Annotated in this window: 18 protein-coding genes and 1 pseudogene; 14 read left to right on the forward strand and 5 right to left on the reverse strand. The window is 55.3% G+C overall.

The genetic code is table 11. The annotated features are described in order from the left end of the window. Positions 1-94: 94 nt before the first annotated feature. Positions 95-601: a putative pterin-binding protein gene (locus tag ACR0C3_RS08780; RefSeq protein WP_480758092.1), complete on the forward strand. Its 507-nt coding sequence runs from the start codon at positions 95-97 to the stop codon at positions 599-601. 45 nt (positions 602-646) lie between these two features. Then, positions 647-3,184 carry an ATP-binding protein gene (locus tag ACR0C3_RS08785; protein ID WP_480758093.1) on the forward strand — a complete coding sequence of 846 codons (2,538 nt, stop codon included), beginning with the start codon at positions 647-649 and terminating at the stop codon, positions 3,182-3,184. A 1-nt stretch (position 3,185) separates the two neighbouring features. On the opposite strand, the gene ACR0C3_RS08790 is transcribed toward ACR0C3_RS08785, so the two are convergent. Continuing rightward, positions 3,186-4,415, reverse strand: a complete 1,230-nt coding sequence (locus tag ACR0C3_RS08790; protein ID WP_480758094.1) for a polysaccharide biosynthesis/export family protein — start codon at positions 4,413-4,415, stop codon at positions 3,186-3,188. 196 nt (positions 4,416-4,611) lie between these two features. Between ACR0C3_RS08790 and ACR0C3_RS08795 the strand changes: the two genes are divergently transcribed. The 4 genes from ACR0C3_RS08795 to ACR0C3_RS08810 are packed head-to-tail and all read left to right on the forward strand — an operon-like array spanning position 4,612 to position 8,693. Further along, positions 4,612-5,850: an oligosaccharide flippase family protein gene (locus ACR0C3_RS08795; protein WP_480758095.1), complete on the forward strand. Its 1,239-nt coding sequence runs from the start codon at positions 4,612-4,614 to the stop codon at positions 5,848-5,850. Next, positions 5,847-6,761, forward strand: a complete 915-nt coding sequence (locus ACR0C3_RS08800; RefSeq protein ID WP_480758096.1) for a glycosyltransferase family 2 protein — start codon at positions 5,847-5,849, stop codon at positions 6,759-6,761. Before ACR0C3_RS08795 ends, ACR0C3_RS08800 begins: the two co-directional genes overlap by 4 nt. A 20-nt stretch (positions 6,762-6,781) precedes the next feature. After that, positions 6,782-7,768 carry a glycosyltransferase family 2 protein gene (locus ACR0C3_RS08805; protein WP_480758097.1) on the forward strand — a complete coding sequence of 329 codons (987 nt, stop codon included), beginning with the start codon at positions 6,782-6,784 and terminating at the stop codon, positions 7,766-7,768. Positions 7,769-7,781: 13 nt separating this feature from the next. Beyond that, positions 7,782-8,693, forward strand: a complete 912-nt coding sequence (locus ACR0C3_RS08810) for a glycosyltransferase family 4 protein (protein WP_170723050.1) — start codon at positions 7,782-7,784, stop codon at positions 8,691-8,693. 304 nt (positions 8,694-8,997) lie between these two features. Here ACR0C3_RS08810 and ACR0C3_RS08815 read toward each other — a convergent pair whose 3' ends face one another. The 3 genes from ACR0C3_RS08815 to ACR0C3_RS08825 form a co-directional block, all read right to left on the reverse strand. After that, the gene (locus ACR0C3_RS08815; protein WP_171620721.1) at positions 8,998-9,837 is read right to left on the reverse strand and encodes an alpha/beta fold hydrolase; all 840 of its coding nucleotides are present in this window, start codon (positions 9,835-9,837) and stop codon (positions 8,998-9,000) included. 76 nt (positions 9,838-9,913) lie between these two features. Then, positions 9,914-11,308 carry an alpha/beta fold hydrolase gene (locus ACR0C3_RS08820; protein ID WP_170556624.1) on the reverse strand — a complete coding sequence of 465 codons (1,395 nt, stop codon included), beginning with the start codon at positions 11,306-11,308 and terminating at the stop codon, positions 9,914-9,916. A gap of 266 nt (positions 11,309-11,574) precedes the next feature. Next, positions 11,575-13,497 carry a DUF3604 domain-containing protein gene (locus ACR0C3_RS08825; protein ID WP_480758098.1) on the reverse strand — a complete coding sequence of 641 codons (1,923 nt, stop codon included), beginning with the start codon at positions 13,495-13,497 and terminating at the stop codon, positions 11,575-11,577. A gap of 308 nt (positions 13,498-13,805) precedes the next feature. Here ACR0C3_RS08825 and ACR0C3_RS08830 point away from each other — a divergent pair, with 308 nt between their 5' ends. The 3 genes and pseudogenes from ACR0C3_RS08830 to ACR0C3_RS08840 all read left to right on the forward strand — a co-directional run bounded on the left by ACR0C3_RS08830 (position 13,806) and on the right by ACR0C3_RS08840 (position 15,766). Next, the gene (locus ACR0C3_RS08830; RefSeq protein ID WP_480758099.1) at positions 13,806-14,513 is read left to right on the forward strand and encodes an IS6 family transposase; all 708 of its coding nucleotides are present in this window, start codon (positions 13,806-13,808) and stop codon (positions 14,511-14,513) included. A 209-nt stretch (positions 14,514-14,722) separates the two neighbouring features. Beyond that, positions 14,723-15,001, forward strand: a complete 279-nt coding sequence (locus ACR0C3_RS08835; RefSeq protein WP_170474689.1) for a hypothetical protein — start codon at positions 14,723-14,725, stop codon at positions 14,999-15,001. A 57-nt stretch (positions 15,002-15,058) separates the two neighbouring features. Beyond that, positions 15,059-15,766: pseudogene (locus ACR0C3_RS08840) on the forward strand (IS6 family transposase). Between the two features lie 125 nt (positions 15,767-15,891). On the opposite strand, the gene ACR0C3_RS08845 reads toward ACR0C3_RS08840, so the two are convergent. Beyond that, positions 15,892-16,638 carry an IclR family transcriptional regulator gene (locus tag ACR0C3_RS08845; RefSeq protein ID WP_480758100.1) on the reverse strand — a complete coding sequence of 249 codons (747 nt, stop codon included), beginning with the start codon at positions 16,636-16,638 and terminating at the stop codon, positions 15,892-15,894. Between the two features lie 216 nt (positions 16,639-16,854). On the opposite strand from ACR0C3_RS08845, the gene ACR0C3_RS08850 reads away from it, so the two are divergent. From ACR0C3_RS08850 to ACR0C3_RS08870, 5 genes are all read left to right on the forward strand, one after another. Continuing rightward, positions 16,855-17,691 carry a cyclase family protein gene (locus ACR0C3_RS08850; protein ID WP_480758101.1) on the forward strand — a complete coding sequence of 279 codons (837 nt, stop codon included), beginning with the start codon at positions 16,855-16,857 and terminating at the stop codon, positions 17,689-17,691. Positions 17,692-17,752: 61 nt separating this feature from the next. After that, on the forward strand, positions 17,753-18,097 hold the full coding sequence (locus tag ACR0C3_RS08855) for a cupin domain-containing protein (RefSeq protein ID WP_480758102.1): 345 nt from the start codon (positions 17,753-17,755) through the stop codon (positions 18,095-18,097). 11 nt (positions 18,098-18,108) lie between these two features. Further along, positions 18,109-18,894 carry an SDR family oxidoreductase gene (locus tag ACR0C3_RS08860; RefSeq protein ID WP_170467790.1) on the forward strand — a complete coding sequence of 262 codons (786 nt, stop codon included), beginning with the start codon at positions 18,109-18,111 and terminating at the stop codon, positions 18,892-18,894. A 3-nt stretch (positions 18,895-18,897) separates the two neighbouring features. Next, a complete protein-coding gene (locus ACR0C3_RS08865; RefSeq protein ID WP_170467788.1) occupies positions 18,898-19,821 on the forward strand; it encodes a 3-hydroxyacyl-CoA dehydrogenase NAD-binding domain-containing protein in 924 nt (307 codons plus the stop codon). A gap of 43 nt (positions 19,822-19,864) precedes the next feature. Next, on the forward strand, positions 19,865-21,145 hold the full coding sequence (locus ACR0C3_RS08870) for an ABC transporter substrate-binding protein (RefSeq protein ID WP_480758103.1): 1,281 nt from the start codon (positions 19,865-19,867) through the stop codon (positions 21,143-21,145). Positions 21,146-21,149: the final 4 nt, after the last annotated feature.

Raw genomic sequence — 21,149 nt, forward strand, 5'->3', positions numbered from 1 at the left:
GCACCTATCCGAACGGATAGGTGCGTATCCCCATGCCCATCTGTCGCTGCGGACCTATTTCTGGTTTCTTATGGTCAAAGAAATGGAGACCAAGATGCGTCTGTTTTTTGCGATCATAACAGCGGCGTTCACTTTTTGCCTGACGTCTGCGCAAGCCGAAGACTTGGCGGCCCCGTCAGGTGAGGTCGTCCTGACCATTTCGGGCAATATCGCACAGACCGGGCCCGAAGGGGCGGCGCAGTTCGATATGGAAATGTTGAAGGCGCTACCGCAGCGCAGTTTTGAAACCTCGACGATCTGGACTGAAGGCGAAACCAACTTTGTCGGCGTCCCCCTGTCTGTCTTGCTGGAACGGATCGGAGCAGAGGGCGAGGCGATCCGGGCGACGGCGATCAACGACTACGCGGTTGAGATCCCTGTGGCGTCGATCTCGGCACAGGACCCGATTGTCGCCTATGAGATGGACGGCGCGGCGATGTCACGGCGGCAGAAAGGTCCGCTATGGATCGTATATCCATACGACAGTGACACCAAGTACCAGACAGAGGTGATTTACTCTCGCAGTATTTGGCAACTCGACAGGTTAGAAATCGTTAAATAGCGTGGGGTTACAATACGGTATGAAGTGGGCGATACGGGCCAGACATTGACAAGAAATTTCCAAAACCACTCGCGGCGCCGGTGGGCTTTCGGGCTCATCGGCATCGCCGTTCTGGGTGCCCTTGCTTTGGTTTTGTTGCTGTCCGCCAAGGTGATATCCGACCTGCGCGACCGGCAGTCAGCCCGGACGGATAACGTGCAATGGACGCTAACGCAGGTCGAAGTCGAGTTCCTGTTCTACCTCAACGCGCTTGAGGCGGGTGTATCGGATGCAGGGCCAAGTCTTGAAAACCTGGACCTTGTCCGCCGCCGTTTCGATCTTTTGTATAGTCGTATCGACATTCTTGACACCTCGCGTTTGTTTGAAACGCTGCGAAGTGACCCGAAATTCGTTGAACCTCTGAACGACGTCTCCGCCTATTTGAAGGCCTCGGTGCCTACAATCGACGCTGAGGACCCAGGCCTGATTGCTGGGCTGTCAAATCTCTATGACGGTGCTCAGGGGATCGCTCCGCGGGTGCGCGAACTTTCGGTCTCGGCGATCTCGTACTTTGCAAGCCAGTCGGATCAGCGCCGTGAGGAAACCGCGCTCAGCCTGTTTCAACTGGCCGTTTTGTCCGGTGGGTTATTTCTGACGCTGACTGCGGTCAGCGCATACCTCTTGGTGGTCAACCGCAAAGCTGATCGGCGGGGGCAGGCGATTCAGCAGGCAAACCAACGCATGAATACGATCCTCTCGACCTCATTGGATGCCGTGATCGTGGTGAACGCCGCCGGCACAGTGCTGGAGTTCAACGCGGCTGCACAAGCAATTTTCGGGTATTCCGAGGCAGAGGCCAAAGGGCATTCGATCGGTGAATTGATTGTGCCTTCGCATCTACGCGAGGCCCACAACCAAGGCATGGAGCGGATGCAGAGCGGAGGAGACCGCCACGTCGTCGGCAAAGGTCGCGTCCAGCTTGAGGCGATGCGCAAGAATGGTGATGTCTTTCCCGTCGAACTTGCGTTGCAATCCGCCCAGACCGGGGACGAGGAAATCGTCATCGGTTTCGTCCGCGATATCTCGCAAAGCGTGGCCGATCAGAAAGAGCTTGTCTCGGCCCGCGACCGCGCTCTTGCCGGGGAAAAGGCCAAATCGGATTTTCTGACTGTTATGAGCCATGAGATCAGAACGCCATTGAACGGGCTGCTGGGCAACCTCACCCTTCTCAAGAATACACGCGCGACCAAACAGCAGTCTCAGTTTGTCCGCAATATGGAGATCTCAGGCCAGATTCTGCAAAATCATGTGGATGCGGTGCTGGATATTGCTCGGTTCGAGGCCGGAAAGCTGTCAGTCGCGCACGAGCCAACCGACCTGAACGCGATGCTGCAGGACCTGGTGGATGGTCAAAGCGGCAATGCGGCCTCGCGCGGCAACTCAATCTCTTGGCAATGGGTGGGTGGGGCCTATCCGCATGTCGCGACTGATGCGCAAAGGTTGCGGCAAATTCTGCTGAACCTTGTGGGTAATGCGATCAAGTTTACCGAAAATGGCCGTGTGTCGATCGAGGTCGAAAGATGTGAACCTTCGGATCAGAGTAAGGCACATGTCTACGAAGTGCGTGTGATCGACACTGGGGTTGGCATCGCCGCGGATGAGATCGACGCCATTTTTGATGACTTCTACACCAGCGACCCCTCTATCGGCCGCACGGTCGGAGGAACCGGGCTTGGTTTGGGGATTGCCCGTCGGTTCGCGCAGGCCATGGGAGGTGAGGTTGGGGCGGAAAGCACATTTGGCGAAGGCAGCGTTTTCTGGCTGAGGGTGCCGTTGCAGCCGTCAGCACGCGACCAACTGTTGGAAGCTGCAAAGATCAACACTGAGACCGTTCGCCCTCTGAACTTGTTGGTGGTCGAAGACAACGAGATAAACCTCGAGGTCATCTGCAACATGCTGGCGCTTGACGGTCACCGTGTAACGACGGCGGAAAACGGGCAGATTGGCGTCGACAGGGCCGGCAGTCAGAGGTTCGACGTGATCCTGATGGATATCAGCATGCCAGTGATGGATGGGCCAACCGCTGCGCGCCATATTCGCAATGGTCAGGGGCAGTCGGCAGATGTGCCGATTATCGCGGTGTCGGCCAATGTCTTGCCAGACGCGGTAGAAACCTTTCGCGCCGTCGGTATGACAGCGTTCCTCGGCAAACCGATCTCGCTTGATGCCCTGCGCAAGGCGCTTTCGGTGGTCACGCGCACCGAGGGGCGGATTTTGGAGCACGCGCAGCTGGCTCAGTTGGCAGGGTTACAAGACAGCCTCGGGCCCGACGTCTTTGCCCGCCTGCATGCCAAGTTTATTGCCGAAGGGGATGAGTTCGCTGAACAGCTCGAAACCGGGGCTTTTGACCAGTCAGATTTGACCCAAGTCGCTCAGGTTTGTCACAAACTGGCTGGCAGTGCAGCGACCTTCGGCGCGGAAGAGTTTCGAGAGGCTTTAATTGCGGTAGAGACTGCGGTCAAAGAACACAAAGACATCACTGACAAACTCGCCGCAGTTTCTACCGCTTGGGAGCGGGCGAAAGCATCGCCCGCTCGGGATTGATTTAGGGGGCTAGCAGTGCCGCTGCGCCGACGATACCAACCGCGCGGGCGACCTCGGTCAAGCCGGTCACTTTGCTGTCGTAGCAGGCAATCGCATCACCCGGCAGAACATAGGGGTCATAGTCATCCCGATCCCCACGTCGCAGCAGCTTTTCGATATTGCGTTCAATGACGATCGAGTTCCCCGTCATCGGGTTGCGGGTGAACAGGACCGCACTGCGATTGGCGTTGGTCGTCTTGGCCCCGCCGACGCAATTGGTATCGACTACGGCCTGCAGGTAGCGCGTGCCATAAGGAACTTCACGTACGTCGCGTCCGATGGCCGACTCTGCGTTACCTGTGGCAGGTTGCGTAAGGTTGGACATATAAAGCGTCACGCCGGGCGGGCTGATCGGGCTGGGACGCATCAGATCATCCTGGAAACACCCTCGGCTGTTGACCACGATCTGATCCCCGGCCAGCAGCATGATGTCGGTCGGGTCTGAGCCTTCGAACACGCCGCGTAGGTCCATCCGGTAGATCGTGCCTTGCCGGTGCAGCTCGACCGCTGACAGATCCGCATCCGGGCGCACCCCTCCGGCGGCGCGAATGGCGACGGACAAGTTGCGCGCCTCGGTCGAGGCCCCCAGCACACCCTGACGCCCTCGATCCAGCGCGTCGCCGGGAGTGCCTCCGATCTCGACCGAGTGGGGTTCGAACACTGCGCCTTTCACGCCGACAGTGACCGAGGCGAAATCGCTGATGCGCGCCGTGACACGCGGGGTGTTGTCGTAGAACTGCGCCGCCACCAGAACGCGGGCGACATCCCTCTCCACCTGCTCGGTCGTTCTGCCCTGCGCGCGCACCGGCGGCAGGTAGGGCAGCTTCAGATCGCCATCGCGGGACACAACATAGGTGTCGCTGAGAAGCTCATCACCGTCGATGGTGATCTGCACCATGTCATTGCGCGAAAGCTTTTCGCCCTGCAGAGCGCTAAGCACGGGCTGAGACCATTTGGCAAAGGCGCTTGCGCCCTGATCCCTGGTCTGAGGCATACAGGCGCGCCCATTCATATGTTCCGCTTGCAGCAAGGGCCCATTTGCCCGGCGCCGCGAGGGGGCACGGTACTGCGCTTGATAACTGTCGCCTTTTGCGACGGGTTCGATGTTGCGCGGGGTTTTCATGCTGCTGCAACCCGACAGAGCAATCGCACTGACGGCTCCCAATACCAATACTTTGAAATGTCGTGTCATTTTGAACTCTCCTGAACTGCGTCCACAGCTACAGCAGTGTCTTGATGTGCGTCAGACCGGCATCGGGATTGCCATTTATCCCATTCGGATAGGTCGCTCGCCGGATGGTTCTTCCTGCTGTTCGCCCGCGTCTGGGACAGGGATGTCGCGGCCAATTAGAACTGATCCCAACACTGTTTTTTGGACATTTGGCGACATGACTCAGCGATTGGCACATTCCGGTTTCTTGCGGCACTTGCTGGCCTACGCGGTGTCCGAAGTGGCGGCAAAAGCCTCGCGTCTTGTGGTCGTTGTCGTCGTGGCCCGCAGCCTCAGCCCCGAGGCGATCGGTCTGGCTGCTGCTGCCCTTGCGGCGGGGGATATCCTGAAGGCGTTGACTGAAAACGGCGTGGGGCAGAGGATCATCCAAGCCCCGCAGGCCGAGCTGGAACAACGCTGCAAAACCGCGCATCGTATTTTCTGGGTCTGGTGCGGGGCGCTGTTCTTGCTGCAACTGGCTATCGCTGCGTTCCTCTACGCGATAGGGCACGAGGCGCTGGCGCTGCTGCTCGCCATACTGGCGGGAGAGTACCTGTTCATGCCCGCCGGTCTAGTACAGGCCGCGCTTGCGATGCGTGAGGGCAAGCTGCAGCAGACCGCCGCCATTGCCGGAGGGCAGGTGGTTGGTGCGAATGTCATGGCGGCGCTACTGGCGCTGCTCTGGGCCTCGCCGCTGGCTTTGGTGCTGCCCCGCTTGCTGGCTGCTCCGATCTGGCTGGTCCTAATGCGCCGCCTCCGCCCTTGGGCGTCGGACACCAAACAAGGAATTGCTGCCCTTCGCCCCTTTGTTGAGTTCGGCTGGGCCGTTCTGGGGGTCGAGATCGTCAAAGTTCTGCGTCTGCAGGCCGACAAGCTTGTCGTCGGCGCTATGCTGGGGGCCGAGAGCCTTGGCATCTACTTCATGGCTTTCAACGCTGGGCTCGGCTTGGCGACATCGTTCACGCAGGCCTTTTCAGTCGTTCTTTTCCCATATCTTTGCGCAGCCCCGGATAAAACCAAGGCGCTGCGTCATGGGCTCGGCACATCCCTCCTAGTGCTGAGCCCGCTGGTTTTTCTGCAAGCCGCGGTTGCGCCGGTCTATGTGCCGCTGCTGCTGGGGGCCGAGTGGCAACAGGTTTCATCGGTGGTTTCGGTCTTGTGCCTTGCCGCATTACCCAGCGTCATCTGGTCCGCCGTGGCCGGCTGGCTACGGTCCGAGAACCGCGCGATTGCCGAGCTGCGGGTCAGCGCGGCCTTGGCATTCGCATTGATCATCAACACCGCGATCATGGCGCCGTTCGGGCTGATGCTGGTGGCGATCGGATACCTGCTGACCAGTGCTGCCCTGATGCTGACCGCCTCATGGATGCTGCTGCCTCGGGATCACAACACAACAGAGAGCCTCGGTTTCCAATGACCCGTTTTGCCATCATCGTGCCGTTTCACACCGATGCGGATACAATTGCCGACACATTGACCAGTATCCGCGCGCAAAGCTTCACGGATTGGCAGGCGATCTGCGTCGGTGACCGTCCCTCAAACGCGTGTCTGTCCATCGTGCTGGATCACATCGCGCAAGACCCACGCATCCGGGTCGCAAGCAGCCCCTTCGATGGCCCAAGCGCCGCCCGCAACTATGGGGCCGAGCTGGCCAAGGGTGACATACTGGCGTTCTGTGATGCGGATGATCTGTGGCACGAGGACAAGCTGGCGCAGCTAAACGAAGCCTTCCAGCCGTCTTTAACAGATGCAGTTTTTGGGCAAATCCGGTTCTTCACCGATCAGCCCGGAGATTCTCAGACATGCTCGGCCGTTCCAAGTGCAACGCTGACCATTCAGGAGCTGTTGGCTGAGAATCCGGTCTGCACGATGTCCAATCTTTCGATACGTCGTGAAGTCTTCAACGCCGTTGGCGGGTTAGACTCGAGAACCGTGCATAACGAAGACTTGGAGCTGTTGATCCGCCTCGCAGGCGAAGGGTTCACCATCGAAGGGGTCAATCAGTTCCAAGTCTGGTATCGCACCAGCGCCCGGGGCTTGTCGTCGGATTTGGCCGCAATGCGCGCTGGGCGGGCCTACGCGGTCAAAACAGCCGCATCATATGGCGTGTTCCCGTCGCGGTCATCCGAGGCCATCTATCAGCGCTATCTTGCACGCCGGGCGCTGCGACTAGGGCATCAGGGTCAAGCCCTGTCTTACACACGTAACGGCTTGGGGCTGCACGCGCGTAGTTTCCTGCTGCCCTTGCGCCGAGGACTACCCACCGCCGCAGGGGCCGCGCTGGCCCCGATCCTGCCGCAAGCGATCAAGCGTGCGTTGTTTTCATGAGCATTCCGAAGGAGATCACCATGCCCACAGCATCCATCGTCTTACCGGCCTACAACGCCGAAGCAACCTTGGCCGAAACGCTCGCGTCACTGCAGGCGCAAACCTATGACGATTTCGAAATCATCTTCGTCGATGACGGATCGCAGGACGCGACCGCCGAGATCGCCCGCGCGCACCAAAGCGATCCACGCGTACGAGTTGTCCAGCAAGCCAACCGCGGGCTGGCGGGGGCCAGAAACACCGGCATCGCTGCCGCGCGGGGTACGTTCATCGGTTTTTGCGACGCCGACGATCTGTGGATGCCCGAGAAGCTGGCGGCTCATATTCACCATCTCAAGGCCGAACCGGATGTGGGGGTTAGTTACTCCGGCAGTGCCTTAATCGACGAGGCGGGGTGCGCGATGGGGATCAAACAAGCACCCCGCCTGAAGGATGTGACCGCAGCACATGTTCTGAACCGCAACCCAATCGGCAATGGATCGGCGGCCGTTATTCGAAAGACGGTGCTGGAGGCTCTGGCCTACCGCCCGAGCTTTGAAACCCAGCGGGATTGGGTCTTCGATGAGACATTCCGGCAGTCCGAAGATATCGAATGCTGGATGCGGTTGATGTTGAAGACCGATTGGCAGATCGAAGGTGTTCCGGGGCTTCTGACCCACTACCGGATCAATGCAGGCGGGCTTTCGGCGGCTTTGGATCGCCAGTTAGAGGCGTGGGAGAGGATGGTAGCGAAATTGCGCCCGCTGAACCCTGAATTCTTTGCCCGGCACGAACCCTCGGCCCGCGCTTATCAGCTGCGCTATCTGGCGCGGCGGGCCATCACCAACCTCGATCGGGACAAAGCTTGGGAGTTGTTTGCGCGAAGCGTCCAGGAAAGCCTCCGCCCGGTGCTTGAGGAACCTATGAAATCGTTCAGCACTTTCGCCGCAGCCCTTGCGTTGAAAACGTTTGGACCCGGCCCGATCACCCGGGTGGCACAAATGAAATCCAAACTGCAATCGATCTGAGAGAGGCGTCATCATGGAACAGAAAAAGATCCTCCACTTGGTAGACGACACCACAGCGGGTGGCGTGATGCGGATGCTCGACCATCTTTTGGCGCAATCAGATCTGTCCGGCGCGGTCGAGCAAAAAGTGTTGAAGGTCAAACGGACCGCGTTTTCTTGGGGCAAACTGAATGCGGATGTCATCGTGTCCCACGTCGTACCAAGTTGGAGAAGCCTGCCCGCGTTCTCATCGCTTCGCGCAATGCATCTGGACACTCGACTGGTCCATGTCGAACACAGTTACACCCGGGCATTCACCACCCTGAATGTCCCACACAAACGTCGGTTCTTTGCGATGCTGCGGGTGATCTATTCCTTCTTCGATCAGGTGGTCGCGGTCAGCCATGCGCAGTCGGACTGGATGAAGGAACGACGCCTGGCTACTTCGGAAAAGCTGATCGTCATTCCTCCAACCGTTGATCTTGAGCGCTTGTCACGAAAGGCGATACCTCCCAAGTCAAGGACCACAATTGGTGCCATCGGGCGTTTGGAACAGCAGAAAGGGTTCGACATCCTGATCCAGGGTTTTCGGTCAACCCGAACGCCGGAGGCGCGCTTGTTGATCTTTGGCGAAGGCGGTCAGCGTTCATACCTTGAGGCGTTGGCAGAGGGTGACCTGCGCATCGAATTTAGGGGTCATGCCAAAGATCCAGCAGAGGCTTATCAAGCCGTCGATATCATTGCGATTCCCTCGCGTTGGGAGGCTTATGGACTTGTGCTGGACGAAGCGCTTGCCGCGAAGCGCAATGTGATCGCCAGTAAAGTTGATGGGTTACGTGACCGTGAAGGAGATACGAGAGTTTCGTTCTGCAACCTTGACCCTTATGATTGGCGACTTGCAATCAATAATTTTCTGCTTTCCAACACTATTGAGAAAAGCAGCTGAATCAAAATTTGACACTGGATCTTTTGCGTTTTTGCCGAGCCATTCGCTGCAAAATCAATTGTGATTTCAAAGAAATTGCCTGAGTCCAGCTTTGCGTTTTGTGCGCGAGCCTACTTAGCGCAGTACATTTTGGTGCCCTCTTTGGACTGCGAGCGGTCATTGCCTTGTGCTAAGTGGACGGCAGCTATGTCCGCATTGCAGCCGTTCGCGATATTCAGGCCAATGTCCGCATCGGGCCCAGAACAGACTTTTTAGATGGTTTAAACTGTCATGTGATATCCAGCGCGACGAGCGTTAAACAGGCCTACCTCGTCTCGGCAGGTACATCGTGCTTCAAGTAGTCCAACACTGCTATGCAAAACTCTTCCGGCTTCTGAACGGGGAACAAGTGCCGGGCATTCTCGATCACTCTCAATTGGCTTGATGGGATCAACGAGTGTGCGGCACGAGTGGTAATTTGGTAGAAAGTGCGGCTTTGAGCACCTAAAGCGATCGCAACAGGAAGTGCCAACTCCTGCAGATCTTGGCTTAAAACTGGTGGTGCCGGAGGTCCGGCGAAGAGCAGCGGCAGCATCCTCGCATTCTCAACCATCATCCCCCGAATATCCTCGGGAAGCCCATTAAATGCGCCATACTGCGCGTTAACGTCATCCACGAATTGCTGAACCGTACCTTCAAGGTTTTCTGCTTCGGCTAGAATGCGAGCTTTCTCGCTCATTGTGACTCGATCGTTTAGAGCCTCTTGGGCTTTTTCCTCGTCAGAAACAAACGTTGCCAACGCGGGTTCGTAAAGGAACATGCGCTTAACGAGCCTTGGATGCTGTACTGCCATCGTTAGACAAACCCCTGCGCCCAAAGACCACCCAACAAGTGTCACCGGTTCAAGCTTCAGACTTCGAATGAACTCGGCGAGATCATCTGCAAGGACTTGTATGCTGAAATTCTCTCCGTCGTCTGGCCACGCACCTGTTCCGAAGTAACGCATCGTCAATCTGATCATCCGGTAGTGTGGGGCGATTAGATCACGGTGCGCATCCCAAACCCGATGATCTGCATTCGATCCATGAACAAAGACCACGGGCTCTCCTTCGCCGTCTTGGGCGTAGGACAGCCTGTCCGCATTTATTGCAACTCTCTGTTCCATTGCTCTGGCGAAGTACTCTTGTTGCATTTGTTTTGAGAGATATAGCGCCAGACCCGAAGATACTTGGAGCAATAATTCAGCTGTGTTCAGCCAAGAAAGCCAGGGCGTCCCTCTCAAAACGTGGCCATTCCGGGTCGTTGTCCGGGATGGTATGGTTGGAGCTTTCGTAGGCGATGAACTTCGCGTTGGGTAATCCCTTCGCAAACAATTGTCCTTGTTCGACCGGTTGCATCCTGTCACTGGTCCCATGACAAACAAGGCACGGCACCTCGACCTTGGACAATATCGGTGAGATATCGATGTTATCAATCACACCGCGATACCGCCCCATGTTTTCGGGTGAAATCATCTTGCGCATATCTTCGGCATATTGCCGCCGTTCTTCTTGGCTCGCGCCCGGCACGATTATTTGCGCCATCAAATCACGCAGAGACGGATAATCATCGTCCCACCCGGCAGTCATCATTTGCTTAATTGCGTTGGCGCGTTCCACATCTTTTTGCGATGTTCTTTTTGCCCGACCAACGGGGAACCCACCTATCATTACGATCGCAGACACGCGGTCAGGTCGGCGCGCTGCGAAGGCGGCTGCCACTGCTGACCCCTGCGATATCGCAAGGATCGGGGCGCGCTTGATACCCGCTGCGTCGAAAACGGTTTCCAAGTCATCAACGAACCGTTCGAACGTGCATGTTTCGGCGTCCCAGTCGGATAGACCGTTGAGCCTGGCATCAAAACGGACCAAACGATGCCGTTGAGCGATGGACGTATAAATTGGAGCTTTCCCCGGATTGCGCCAGTCAAGCTCCAAGTGTCCAATCCAACTTGGCGCCTTTACGACCGGAGGACCGTCTCCAACTGAGCTCCAGGCCAGACTAATGTTGTCGTCAGTTTTGCAAAAACGAATTTCCTGTGTTTTGGCGAAGCTAGCACGCGATTTGGACACATGTTCATCGGTGAAGTTGAACGACAGCACTTCGATCGGCTGTTCAATGCCTTTGAACGTATGTAGCCCTTCCCGGCGTAATCGTTTGGCATAATCCGCTCCGGCAAGATCACAAAGTACCTTTGAGGCCAGAATGCCCCCGGGTACGGCTGCCGATTGGAGCCGCGCAGCGATGTTGACGCCGTCTCCGAAGATATCGTCGCCATCGACGGTGACGTCGCCGACATGCAAACCCGCTCTAAGCTGGATACGTTCCGGAACCAAATAGGGATGGTCTGGCTCTCTTAGCTCGGTTTGGATCGCAATTGCCGCTTCTAGGGCGTTTCCGGCCGACGGAAATTCAATCAATGCTCCGTCGCCCAACAGTTTGACCACCCGGCCAGACTTTTGCTCAACGATCGGCGTTACCAAATCGCGGTACAAGGTGTTCAGTGTTTTGAGAAGTAGCTTGGAGCCACCCTGCATCATCCGACTGAAGCCGACGACATCGAGAGATACGATTGCAGCAAGGCGACGTTGACTCATGGTTACTTCCCGCAAGTTGGCTCGAAAACACTACCACGTTAATAGACTGTTAGAACCGGCAACTTGCCTAATACCTACCAACGGGCGGTGGCATGATCGGTGACTAAGATCTCTAGTTGTCGGAAGACGTGTGGAGGCGATCATTAAAAAGGTATGCCTATCCGTTTTCTCGGGGAACGGCGGATTTGTCTGCTAAGAGGTCAGTCAGACGGAACGCAGCGAATGGCTGCTCTGAGCCCATGCCCGACCGACATCGTAAATTCAAACTATTGTTGTGGCGAGTACCAAATCGGCGAAGTATAGGCGCGTTCCTGTGCTGTCATAGGGACACCATCCGGCATGTTTATTCCGAACTTCACTGCATCATACGCCGTCCAGCGAGGGGTCGGAATTTCTACTACCCGGGCATAATAAAATGCGCTTTCCGAAGGATCGAATTCCGGGTCTTTCCACACGGCTCCCAGCTCAGAGGCTCCAATCGTGTTAGTCCACGAGGGGATAGAAAGGTCCACTGTGGTGCCTACTGACGGCAACTTACCAGCTGCATCTGGTTCGCGGGAACCAGACCAGGCCACGTCGTAGACTTTTTCCCGTTGCTCTCCATCTGCATCTATCCAGCCCTTTATGATCTGGATTCGATCCAGGTTTGCTCCCATCGGATCACGAAGCGCATATACCAAAAAAGAAGGTGCGCCTTCCCCTGGGCCAAGATTCCCACCCATCGGCACACCCTTGGTGTATCCCACAAGCGCCAAGTCCCGCCGCAAGGCATCCTCTTCGGTAAAAGAATATCCTCCGAACATTCGGACGCGCATTCGAGGTCCTGTCGTTGCGTAGGTTTCACGCCGATGCATCGCATCCCAAATGGCTTCTCGGGAATTTTCCTGCGCCCACACAGCTGTCAAACCGCCAGTAATATATTGCGACGAACGCAGCGCAACAGTCCCGTCAGTATAGGTCTTACTGACATGTTGGCTGCGCTCTTCGCTGGGCTCATAACCGGTGAACTTCCCGAAGAAATTGTCGTTATCTGGAGCCGTTAAGCCTGTGTGTGTGTCACTAGCCCCGCCCAGGCCAAACTTAAAAGGGTTTACTCCCAAACCCTTTTCAAGAGATAGGCCGCGAAGTAATCCGGATCGAGCATATTCACCAGGTAACATTTCTGGCTCTTTCGGAACAGAAGCATCCAGATTGCCGTAGTCCCATGTTTCGAAGTCAGCAAATTCATCGTCTGGTGATAGGAACGGGTGGGCCTCACCATCTCCCTTAATCTGAGTTGGTTCGTATAGTCTTTCCCATTTGTTTCGCGCTTCTGCGTATGCGGGATCTAACGGCACCCCATCCGCGAAGTCATCGACTAACGGGAACATCCAGCCGTTAGACAAGTTCCCACTATGTGGAATAGCAAGAACACGCCCGCCTGTCGTATGCTCATAGTTCTCCAACCATTTCCAAAGATCACGAGGGTTAGGTGAGCCCACAGGTGGCGTTGTTGTATAAGGCAGTATCTGTCTTGTGAGCTCCGGGCCGTCGCGAAAGATCACATTTCGGTGCAAATTGTTCCCTGCAACAAGTGATGTCCATTCATAGGCGATAAAGGTGCTGAACACGCCTGGATCATTGTACTCTTCCGCGGCATCGATAATGTCGTCCCAAACACGGGCATACGCGGGGCTGCCCGGTTGATAGTTCAGCGCAGGCGAAACCTGTCCTTGAGCAAACGCCGCTGTAAGCTCGAGCGCTGCCGCTAGTGCGGCTTCGCCACCCTTATTGAATTCTTCATGAAAATATCTGCCTTGCTCATCTGCTAAGATGTTGGGAGCACCTCCGATGATGTCGGTGATAGCACCCATCGCATCCGAATGATCTGTAATCATGAAGAAATCGAGAGGCATCGACAGTTTTACAGGTTGCCCCGTGTTCGACACAACTTCTTCTCCGCGCGCAAACCGATAGGCATCGCGCGGCATGAGGCGCGTACCGCCTCCACCAGCATCCCCGGAAAGACCAGTATGAACGTGAGTGTCACCAAAATAGACTTGAGTTGGATATGCGCGCTCAGCGTAAGGTGAATAGGGTCGACCGGAAGGACCAGAAAGGCCTGTCGGATTTATTGCATCCTGAGCTAAGACTGGGCTCCCCAGAATGAGAGCTGCTGACAAAAGAAAGCGAAACAATTTTTCCTCCATAATTGAAGGCACCTTACCACAACTCTGCTCGAGAAGTTATTTCGACTGAGTTCGAAGGTTTGCTAAGTCCTCGTGGCAGAATCTCACGAAAATACTGCGAATGATCTCTATTTATTCTCAACGTAAACAATCTATCCGAAGCCGAGAACTTTCTGAAGAGATTGATACATTTTGAACAGTTCCGCAAACAAAGCTGTGCTCAGTTTTAATCAGCCTTGGGAGGAGTTGCAGTCAATTGGCCGTGTCAGTGGGGTCTTGTCAGAAGAACTTTGCTTGAGCGGGGCAGGGTGCTCTCGTAGCCTTCGCGCATGATTAAACAATCACCATTCAAGTACTTCAAAACCAGCCCCGAGATCATCCGCCTTGCGGTGATGCTATACATCCGTTTCCCACTCTCGCTTCGAAATGTTGAAGACTTATTGCACGAACGGGGAATTGAGGTCAGCCACGAAACTGTCCGATATTGGTGGAACCGTTTCGGCCCGATGTTTGCATCAGAGATCCGAAGAAAACGGGTTCAGCAACTCCGAGCCTTTTCAAAATGGAAGTGGCATGTGGACGAAGTATTCGTGAAAGTGAACGGCAAACGCCACTACCTCTGGCGTGCCGTCGATCACGAAGGTGAAGTGCTTGAGGCCGTCGTCACGAAGCGTCGAAACAAAGCTGCAGCACTGAAATTCCTCAAGAAATTGATGAAGCGGCACGGTTGCGCCAAGGAGGTCTTTACAGATCGCTTCGCTTCCTACAAGGCTGCGCTCAGAGAAATGGGCGCGCTTGAAAAACAACGGACGGGCAGGTGGCTCAACAACCGCGTCGAGAATTCGCACCTCCCGTTTCGACGACGCGAACGCGCGATGCAACGTTTCAAACGCATGCGAAGTTTACAGAAGTTCGCCGCCGTCCATTCCTCCGTCTACAACCACTTCAACCAGGAAAGATCGCTAGCCAGTCGAGACACCTTCAAGCTGACCCGCACCGCCGCTCTTAGCGAGTGGCGTCAGCTTTGTTCCGGATAGGTTCGCGGTTTCAGCGGCAAACTGAGACTGGTTCGAATTCGTCTGACAGCACCGTTTCGAGAACCGCAGACGAAACGATCCAATAGTTGTTCCATCGCAAAGTGCCTACTGATTAAGAATAAATAATGTTCGCGTAATCCTTACCAAAGCTTCGAGCACCAAGTCCATTGTACTTCATATCACTGGATTAAAAGGGTGTTTTAGTAACAATGGTTTATGAAATCGGTGTAGACATGGCGCTCTCGGCCATGAAGGTATCTTCGGTTGTAAGTGAAAGGGATGACCAACTCTACGCAATGGGAGTCTGTGAGGCGATGGGACTTACACCTCGTGAGGCCGCCTTAGTAATTTTGGCTAAAGAGAGTGAATTTGTTAAGCCCAGAGAAACGGAAATATGCATCAAAAAATGGGCACGCGAAGGAAGTCTGAATCCGACAGAACCCGCGGTCGCCAGTGCCCTTTCGAGGCTCGGCTATAACGAGATTTAGGGTCTTGTCAGAAGGGCTTTGCTTGAGCGGGGTGGGGGTGTTGCCTAGCGTCTGGGAATGACCAAACCTGCCTCTTTCAAGTACTTCAAAACCAGTCCCGAGATCATCCGCCTTGCGGTGATGCTGTACATCCGTTTCCCGCTCTCGCTTCGGAATGTCGAAGACTTGTTGCACGAGCGAGGCATCGACGTGAGTCACGAAACTGTTCGGTATTGGTGAAATAGGTTTGGCCCAGTGTTTGCTGCTGAATTCCGAAGAAAGCGTGTTCAGCAGCTGAGCGCATTCTCCAAATGGAAGTGGTACGTGGACTAGCTTTTCGTGAAGTTGAGTGGCAAGAGACACTACCTCTCGCGGGCTGTTTATCACGAAGGCGATGTACTGGAAGCCGTTGTTACCAAACGCCGAAACAATGCTGCAGTACTGAAATTCCTCAAGAAGCTGATGAAATGACACGGTAAAGCGAAAACCGTCGTCACGGATCGCCTCGCATCGTACAAGGCCGCTCTCAGAGAGCTTGGCGCTACCGAAAAACAAAGGACGGGTAGGTGGCTCAACAACGGAGTCGAGAATTCACACCTTCCTTTCCGACGACTCGGACGCGCGATGCAACGTTTCAAACAGATGCGAAGTTTGCAGAAGTTTGCCGCCGTCCATTCCTCAGTATACAACCACTTCAAACAGGAAAAATCTCTGGCCCGCAGAGATACATTCAAGCTAACACGCACCGCCGCTCTTGCCGAGTGGCGTCAACTTTGTTCCGAATAGGTACGCAATTTCCGCGGCAAACAAAGACTGGTTCGAATTCATCTGACAGCACCTTCGCGTCTATTGCAGACACAAAAGCTTGACCCGTCCCGAGCCTAAATCGAGCCACAGTCGTTTTCATGTATTCAATGGAAGGTTTGATGAATACTTGAGGATGTTTCCAGCAGAGCTCTTTCGATGCTTTCTTTTTGTCGCGCAAATCGCGTCGTTGGCACTGGAATTGAGATCGCGTGCAGGTCTCCGACCCAGTCGACGAAAGAAAACCCGATCGCCGACACGCCGGCGGAATGCTCGTCCAAATCATAGGCAAGGCCCTGTTCGCGGACCGTATTCAGTTCGGAAAGGAACTCATCCAAATTCCTTTGTATACCATTCCGTTCCCATTCGTTTTGAATGAGCTTTGTCGCATCTTCTTCATCGAGTTGAGCGAGACAAGCTTTCCCATTTGCAGTGGTGGTCAGTGGAAAAACCTCGCCCACTTGCGAAACGGTCGTCAATCGATAGACACCTGGGACCTGATCTAAGAAAACCATGCCGATACCGCGCATGACGGCGAGGTCTGTGGTTTCCCCGGTCTTTTGGGTCAGTTCTGTCAAAAGCAGCCGGCAGTGTTCGACGATGCTGTACTGCGCGGCACCCGCGAGAGCGCTTAGTTCGGGGCCGAGCCTCAAGCCACCCCCATTTGCATCTGCTATGACAAGTTTTTCTTCAGCAAGTGCACTTGTGATTCTCTGTACCGTAGAGCGGGGCAGGTCAACACGCTCGGCGATTTTCCCCAGGCTCATTCCGGATTGGTTTTCTTTTAGAACACGCAAAATAGAGGCTGCTCTGGAAATGACCTGAATGCCACCTTTATCCTGTTTTTCAAACATTTAACCTACCCCATTCTGTCTTGGCATCGTAGCTTTGGATGCCTGGCGATTTTTTAGTGTTGTATCACAATGCGGTGCAAGTCAACCGTATAGTGAGTTTTAAGTTGACCGTAATGCGGTGCGTGTGCATCATCATACGGGACAGGTGGGGAGGCCACCCAGACAACTGAAAAGCGAACACCGCCGCGTCGCCGGCGAACAAAGGAGATATGCCCAATGGTCGAAATCCGCGGCATTGAGTTTCAATCAAACACCGACAATGATATGGGGCTCGAGTTTTACAACCTTAGCCACAGATACGGGTTCCAGTGCCCGAACTGGCCCTATTTCAAAGACGTCCAAATCGACCGAAAGCACTATATGGCCAAGTCCGGCGTGTTGTCTCAGACGATTACCACAACGATGCATGTGACAACGCACATCGATGCTCCAGCGCATGTCGTTCAGGGAACGCCGTTCATCGACGAAGTTCCGCTGCCGCATTTCTTCGGTTCGGGATTGGTCGTCTCGGTTCCCAAGAAGAAGTGGGAGCAAATCACAGGAGATGATCTGGAGAAGGCTTGCGGGCACGCAATCCGCAAGGGCGACGTTCTGATCATCAACACTGGTTGGCATAAGCAGTACGAAGACGGTGACTACTTTGCTTATTGCCCGGGGCTTGTTCCTTCCGCTGCCGAGTGGATGATCGAAAAAGGTGTGAAAGTCGTTGGCCACGACACCCAGGCAAACGATCACCCTCTGGCAACGGCCATTGGCCCGCAGCGTAACGGTCCAATTTTGCCACACCTTGAAAAAGAATATCTTGAATGGTCAGGGGGGACACCGTGGGAGGTTGATTTCCCCGAGTGGGAACCAGTGCACAACATGCTGTTCTCCAAAGGTATTCTCGGTATTGAAAATGTCGGTGGGGATCTGGATGCGGTGACAGGCAAGCGCTGCACATTCGCCTTCTTCCCATGGAATTGGGACCGAGGCGACGGCTGCATCATCCGACTGGTTGCGATGATCGACAAGAACCAGTCCTACCGCATCGAAGCTGGCGAAGAATTCTGAACACTCACGGACCGGTCGCCGGTTCGCCGGCGGCCGCCAATAACCTTGAGCGGAGACGGACATGCATCTGAAGCGCTTTCAAGACGCCCAACCCTACGAAGCACCGAACCATTTTGGGTGTCATGGGCTTCGCTTGCAAGGGTTTGAGGAAGGCGGGCCGACAAATCAGTGGATTGGCTTCAGCCAGTTCCTACCGGGTGGTGGTGCCGGGCCGGACTCCACACCTTTTGAGAAAGTCTACGTCGTCTTGGAGGGTGAGATGACCGTCATCGTCGACGGCACAGAAATCATTCTTGGGCCGATGGATAGTTGCACGATCGCACCGGGCGAAGTGCGCAAAATTGAAAACCGCGCCAACCACACCTGCAAAATGCTGGTGGTCATTCCGTATCCGCCAGAAAGCTGAGGACGAAAAGAATGTCTGATCCACTCAAGATGTTTGACGTAAAAGACAACGTCGCACTGATCACCGGAGCATCCGGCGCGTTTGGCATGGTCGCAGCGCGCGTCTTGGCCGGAGCTGGGTGCAATCTGGTTCTGGCTGCGGGCAATCAGGACGCGCTCAACGAGATCGCCAAAGAGTGCAAGTCGCTTGGTGCGATCGTCGTTGCGGTGAATACGCGCCCGTCCGACGAGGCATCCTGCAGTGCGCTGGTAGAAGAAGCAGTCAATAATTTTGGTAGGCTCGATATTCTCGTTGTCGCGTCCGGTATGAACAAAGTTGCGCCGATCAACGAAATGGCGCCAGAGACCTTCGACGCAGTGATGGACGCCAATGTGAACCAAAGCTGGCTGTTGGCACGCGCGGCGGCGGCGCACATGAAGCAAAGCGAATACGGCAAGATCATTTTCGTCAGTTCCGCGCGCAGCATCCTGGGTCACCCAGCTGGCTACACGGCGTATTGCGCGTCAAAGGCTGCTGTGAATGGGATAACCAAAGCCTTAGGATGTGAGCTAGGTCCAACAGGGATCACCGTCAACGCGATCGCGCCAACGGTATTCCGTTCGCCTTTGACGGCTTGGATGTTTGAAGACACCGACGATGCGAAGGCAGTACGCGATGGCTTCCTGACCCGTGTTCCTAAAGGACGACTTGGTGAGCCTGAAGACCTTGCGGGCCCGTTGTTGTTTCTCGCGTCGCGGGCATCTGATTTTTACACCGGGCATATCCTTCATGCCGACGGCGGATACACGGCGGGTTAAAGAATGGTGCGTAAAAAGCAGCAGATAGCGGTAATCGGCGCGGGTCTTATGGGGCACGGTATCGCCCTGACCTTAGCAAAAGCAGGTCAATATGTGGCCATCACAGATCCCGTTGAAGAGGCGCGCGCTACCGTGGCTGACCGCATTCGTGCCAGCATGGCTGCGATGGGGGATGACGAGGTCAGAATCACGAAAACCCTCAAGATGATTGAGATTTTTTCTACGACGGAAGGTTCGGTTCGAAACGCCGACGCTGTGTTCGAAGCGGCACCGGAAAAGCTGGAGCTCAAGCAAGCGATTTTTGCTGAGATCGAGGCGCACGCACCAGAGACCTGCATCCTCGCTTCAAATACGTCGGTCATGCCCATCACTCAGATCATGTCTGGATTGCGGCTGAAAAGACGCGCGTTGGGAACGCATTGGTGGAACCCACCGCATATGATTCCATTGGTCGAAATCATCAAGACGGAATGGACTGACCCCAATATCGCGCAAACCATGTTCGATCTGCTGAAGGATGCGGGAAAAACTCCGGTGATGGTCGAAAAGGACGTGCCGGGTTTTATTGGCAACCGCCTTCAACATGCGCTGTGGCGCGAAGCTGTCAGTCTGGTGGAAAACGGTATTTGCGACGCGGAAGCCGTTGATACTGTGATAAAATCCAGCTTTGGGCGGCGATTGGCTGTCCTTGGTCCGTTGGAAAACGCGGATTTGGTGGGTACTGACCTGACACTCGATATCCACGAAAACGTACTACACGATCTTGAGGCGCATAAAGGCCCTTCATCCTACCTCAAGTCGCTTGTCGATGCGGGCAAGCTAGGCATGAAATCCGGCGAAGGTTTCAGGAAATGGGCTGAGGGCGAGGCGGATCAGGTTCGCCAACGTGTCGCGAAACATCTGAAAAATCTCGAGAAGACTTTGTAAGATCAATTAAACACTGGCGGGAGGCCGGTGAAGGGAGGACGCAATGACAAGGACTTTTAGAACGGCCACTAGGCGTAGTTTTATTGTCGGTGCTACGGCGGCAATCGCCGCACCGGCCATTCTTCGGGCGACGCGCGCCTACGCCGCAAACCCAACGCTGCGGGTCGGCAACGTTAGCCCTCGCACCGGACCGCTTGCTGGTTTCGCTGAGGCCGACGAGTATGTTCTTCAAGCCATACAGAAGGTCTTTTCGGCCGGATTGGACAACAATGGAAAGACTTGGAATGTCGAGATTATCTCAAAAGACAGCCAGTCCAACCCCAACCGCGCAGCCGAGGTCGCCGCTGACCTGATCTTGGGCGATGAGGTCGATATCATCGTTGCGGCTTCAACACCAGATACGGTGAACCCTGTTGCTGATCAGGCAGAGATCAACGAAGTTCCCTGCATCACGACCGACTGCCCTTGGCAGCCCTATTTCTTTGGCCGTAATGGCGTTCCGGGTGAGGGTTTTGAAACGACCTATCACTTCTTTTGGGGTTTGGAGGACGTGATCGCAGCGTTCCTCGACATGTGGGACAAGACTGGCGTGACCAAGACAGTGGGCGGTCTTTTCCCCAACGATGCCGACGGTAATGCTTGGGGTGATGCGGAGCTGGGCCTGCCTAAACCGCTGGCTGCCGCTGGATATACGCTGACAGATCCCGGTCGCTATCAGCCTCTGTCTGACGACTTCTCAAACCAGATCGCAGCGTTCAAAGCAGCTGGTTGCGAAATCGTCACTGGCAACATGATTCCACCCGATTTCGCTACGTTCTGGAGCCAAGCCGCCCAGCAAGGGTTCAACCCGAAGGTCGTGACAATTGGCAAGGCACTGCTGTTCCCCTCTGTTATTGAATCGTTGGGCGACCGTGGTGACGGGTTGTCAACCGAGGTCTGGTGGTCCCCGCATCATCCGTTCTCGTCCTCACTCACTGGCATTTCCTCGAATGATCTTGCCGAAGGCTATACAGCAGAGTCAGGTCGACCTTGGACTCAACCCCTTGGCTTTAAACACGCTCTGTTCGAAGTCGTCGCGGATGTCATCAAACGGGCTGATGATCTGGAAGACCCGTCTTCGATTGTTTCGGCAATCACGTCCACCAACCTGAACACAATTGTCGGGTCGGTGAACTGGGGTGATGGGCCGATGAACAACGTCACCAAAACACCGCTGGTCGGTGGCCAGTGGCAGAAGTCCGGAGACGCCTATGAGCTGCAGATTGTTGCGAACAGCACCGCGCCCGAAGTTCCGGTAACGGCAGACATGAAACTGCTGGGCTGACCAG

It is taken from the genome of Ruegeria sp. CK3 (assembly GCF_056536565.1).

What these genes read in the sequence shown, in the direction of transcription:
- ACR0C3_RS08780 (WP_480758092.1), top strand. Translation starts at nt 95, where the DNA reads ATGCGTCTGTTTTTTGCGATCATAACAGCGGCGTTCACTTTTTGCCTG.
- ACR0C3_RS08790 (WP_480758094.1), bottom strand. Translation starts at nt 4,415, where the DNA reads ATGACACGACATTTCAAAGTATTGGTATTGGGAGCCGTCAGTGCGATT.
- ACR0C3_RS08795 (WP_480758095.1), top strand. Translation starts at nt 4,612, where the DNA reads ATGACTCAGCGATTGGCACATTCCGGTTTCTTGCGGCACTTGCTGGCC.
- ACR0C3_RS08800 (WP_480758096.1), top strand. Translation starts at nt 5,847, where the DNA reads ATGACCCGTTTTGCCATCATCGTGCCGTTTCACACCGATGCGGATACA.
- ACR0C3_RS08805 (WP_480758097.1), top strand. Translation starts at nt 6,782, where the DNA reads ATGCCCACAGCATCCATCGTCTTACCGGCCTACAACGCCGAAGCAACC.
- ACR0C3_RS08810 (WP_170723050.1), top strand. Translation starts at nt 7,782, where the DNA reads ATGGAACAGAAAAAGATCCTCCACTTGGTAGACGACACCACAGCGGGT.
- ACR0C3_RS08815 (WP_171620721.1), bottom strand. Translation starts at nt 9,837, where the DNA reads ATGGAACAGAGAGTTGCAATAAATGCGGACAGGCTGTCCTACGCCCAA.
- ACR0C3_RS08820 (WP_170556624.1), bottom strand. Translation starts at nt 11,308, where the DNA reads ATGAGTCAACGTCGCCTTGCTGCAATCGTATCTCTCGATGTCGTCGGC.
- ACR0C3_RS08825 (WP_480758098.1), bottom strand. Translation starts at nt 13,497, where the DNA reads ATGGAGGAAAAATTGTTTCGCTTTCTTTTGTCAGCAGCTCTCATTCTG.
- ACR0C3_RS08830 (WP_480758099.1), top strand. Translation starts at nt 13,806, where the DNA reads ATGATTAAACAATCACCATTCAAGTACTTCAAAACCAGCCCCGAGATC.
- ACR0C3_RS08835 (WP_170474689.1), top strand. Translation starts at nt 14,723, where the DNA reads ATGGTTTATGAAATCGGTGTAGACATGGCGCTCTCGGCCATGAAGGTA.
- ACR0C3_RS08845 (WP_480758100.1), bottom strand. Translation starts at nt 16,638, where the DNA reads ATGTTTGAAAAACAGGATAAAGGTGGCATTCAGGTCATTTCCAGAGCA.
- ACR0C3_RS08850 (WP_480758101.1), top strand. Translation starts at nt 16,855, where the DNA reads ATGGTCGAAATCCGCGGCATTGAGTTTCAATCAAACACCGACAATGAT.
- ACR0C3_RS08855 (WP_480758102.1), top strand. Translation starts at nt 17,753, where the DNA reads ATGCATCTGAAGCGCTTTCAAGACGCCCAACCCTACGAAGCACCGAAC.
- ACR0C3_RS08860 (WP_170467790.1), top strand. Translation starts at nt 18,109, where the DNA reads ATGTCTGATCCACTCAAGATGTTTGACGTAAAAGACAACGTCGCACTG.
- ACR0C3_RS08865 (WP_170467788.1), top strand. Translation starts at nt 18,898, where the DNA reads ATGGTGCGTAAAAAGCAGCAGATAGCGGTAATCGGCGCGGGTCTTATG.
- ACR0C3_RS08870 (WP_480758103.1), top strand. Translation starts at nt 19,865, where the DNA reads ATGACAAGGACTTTTAGAACGGCCACTAGGCGTAGTTTTATTGTCGGT.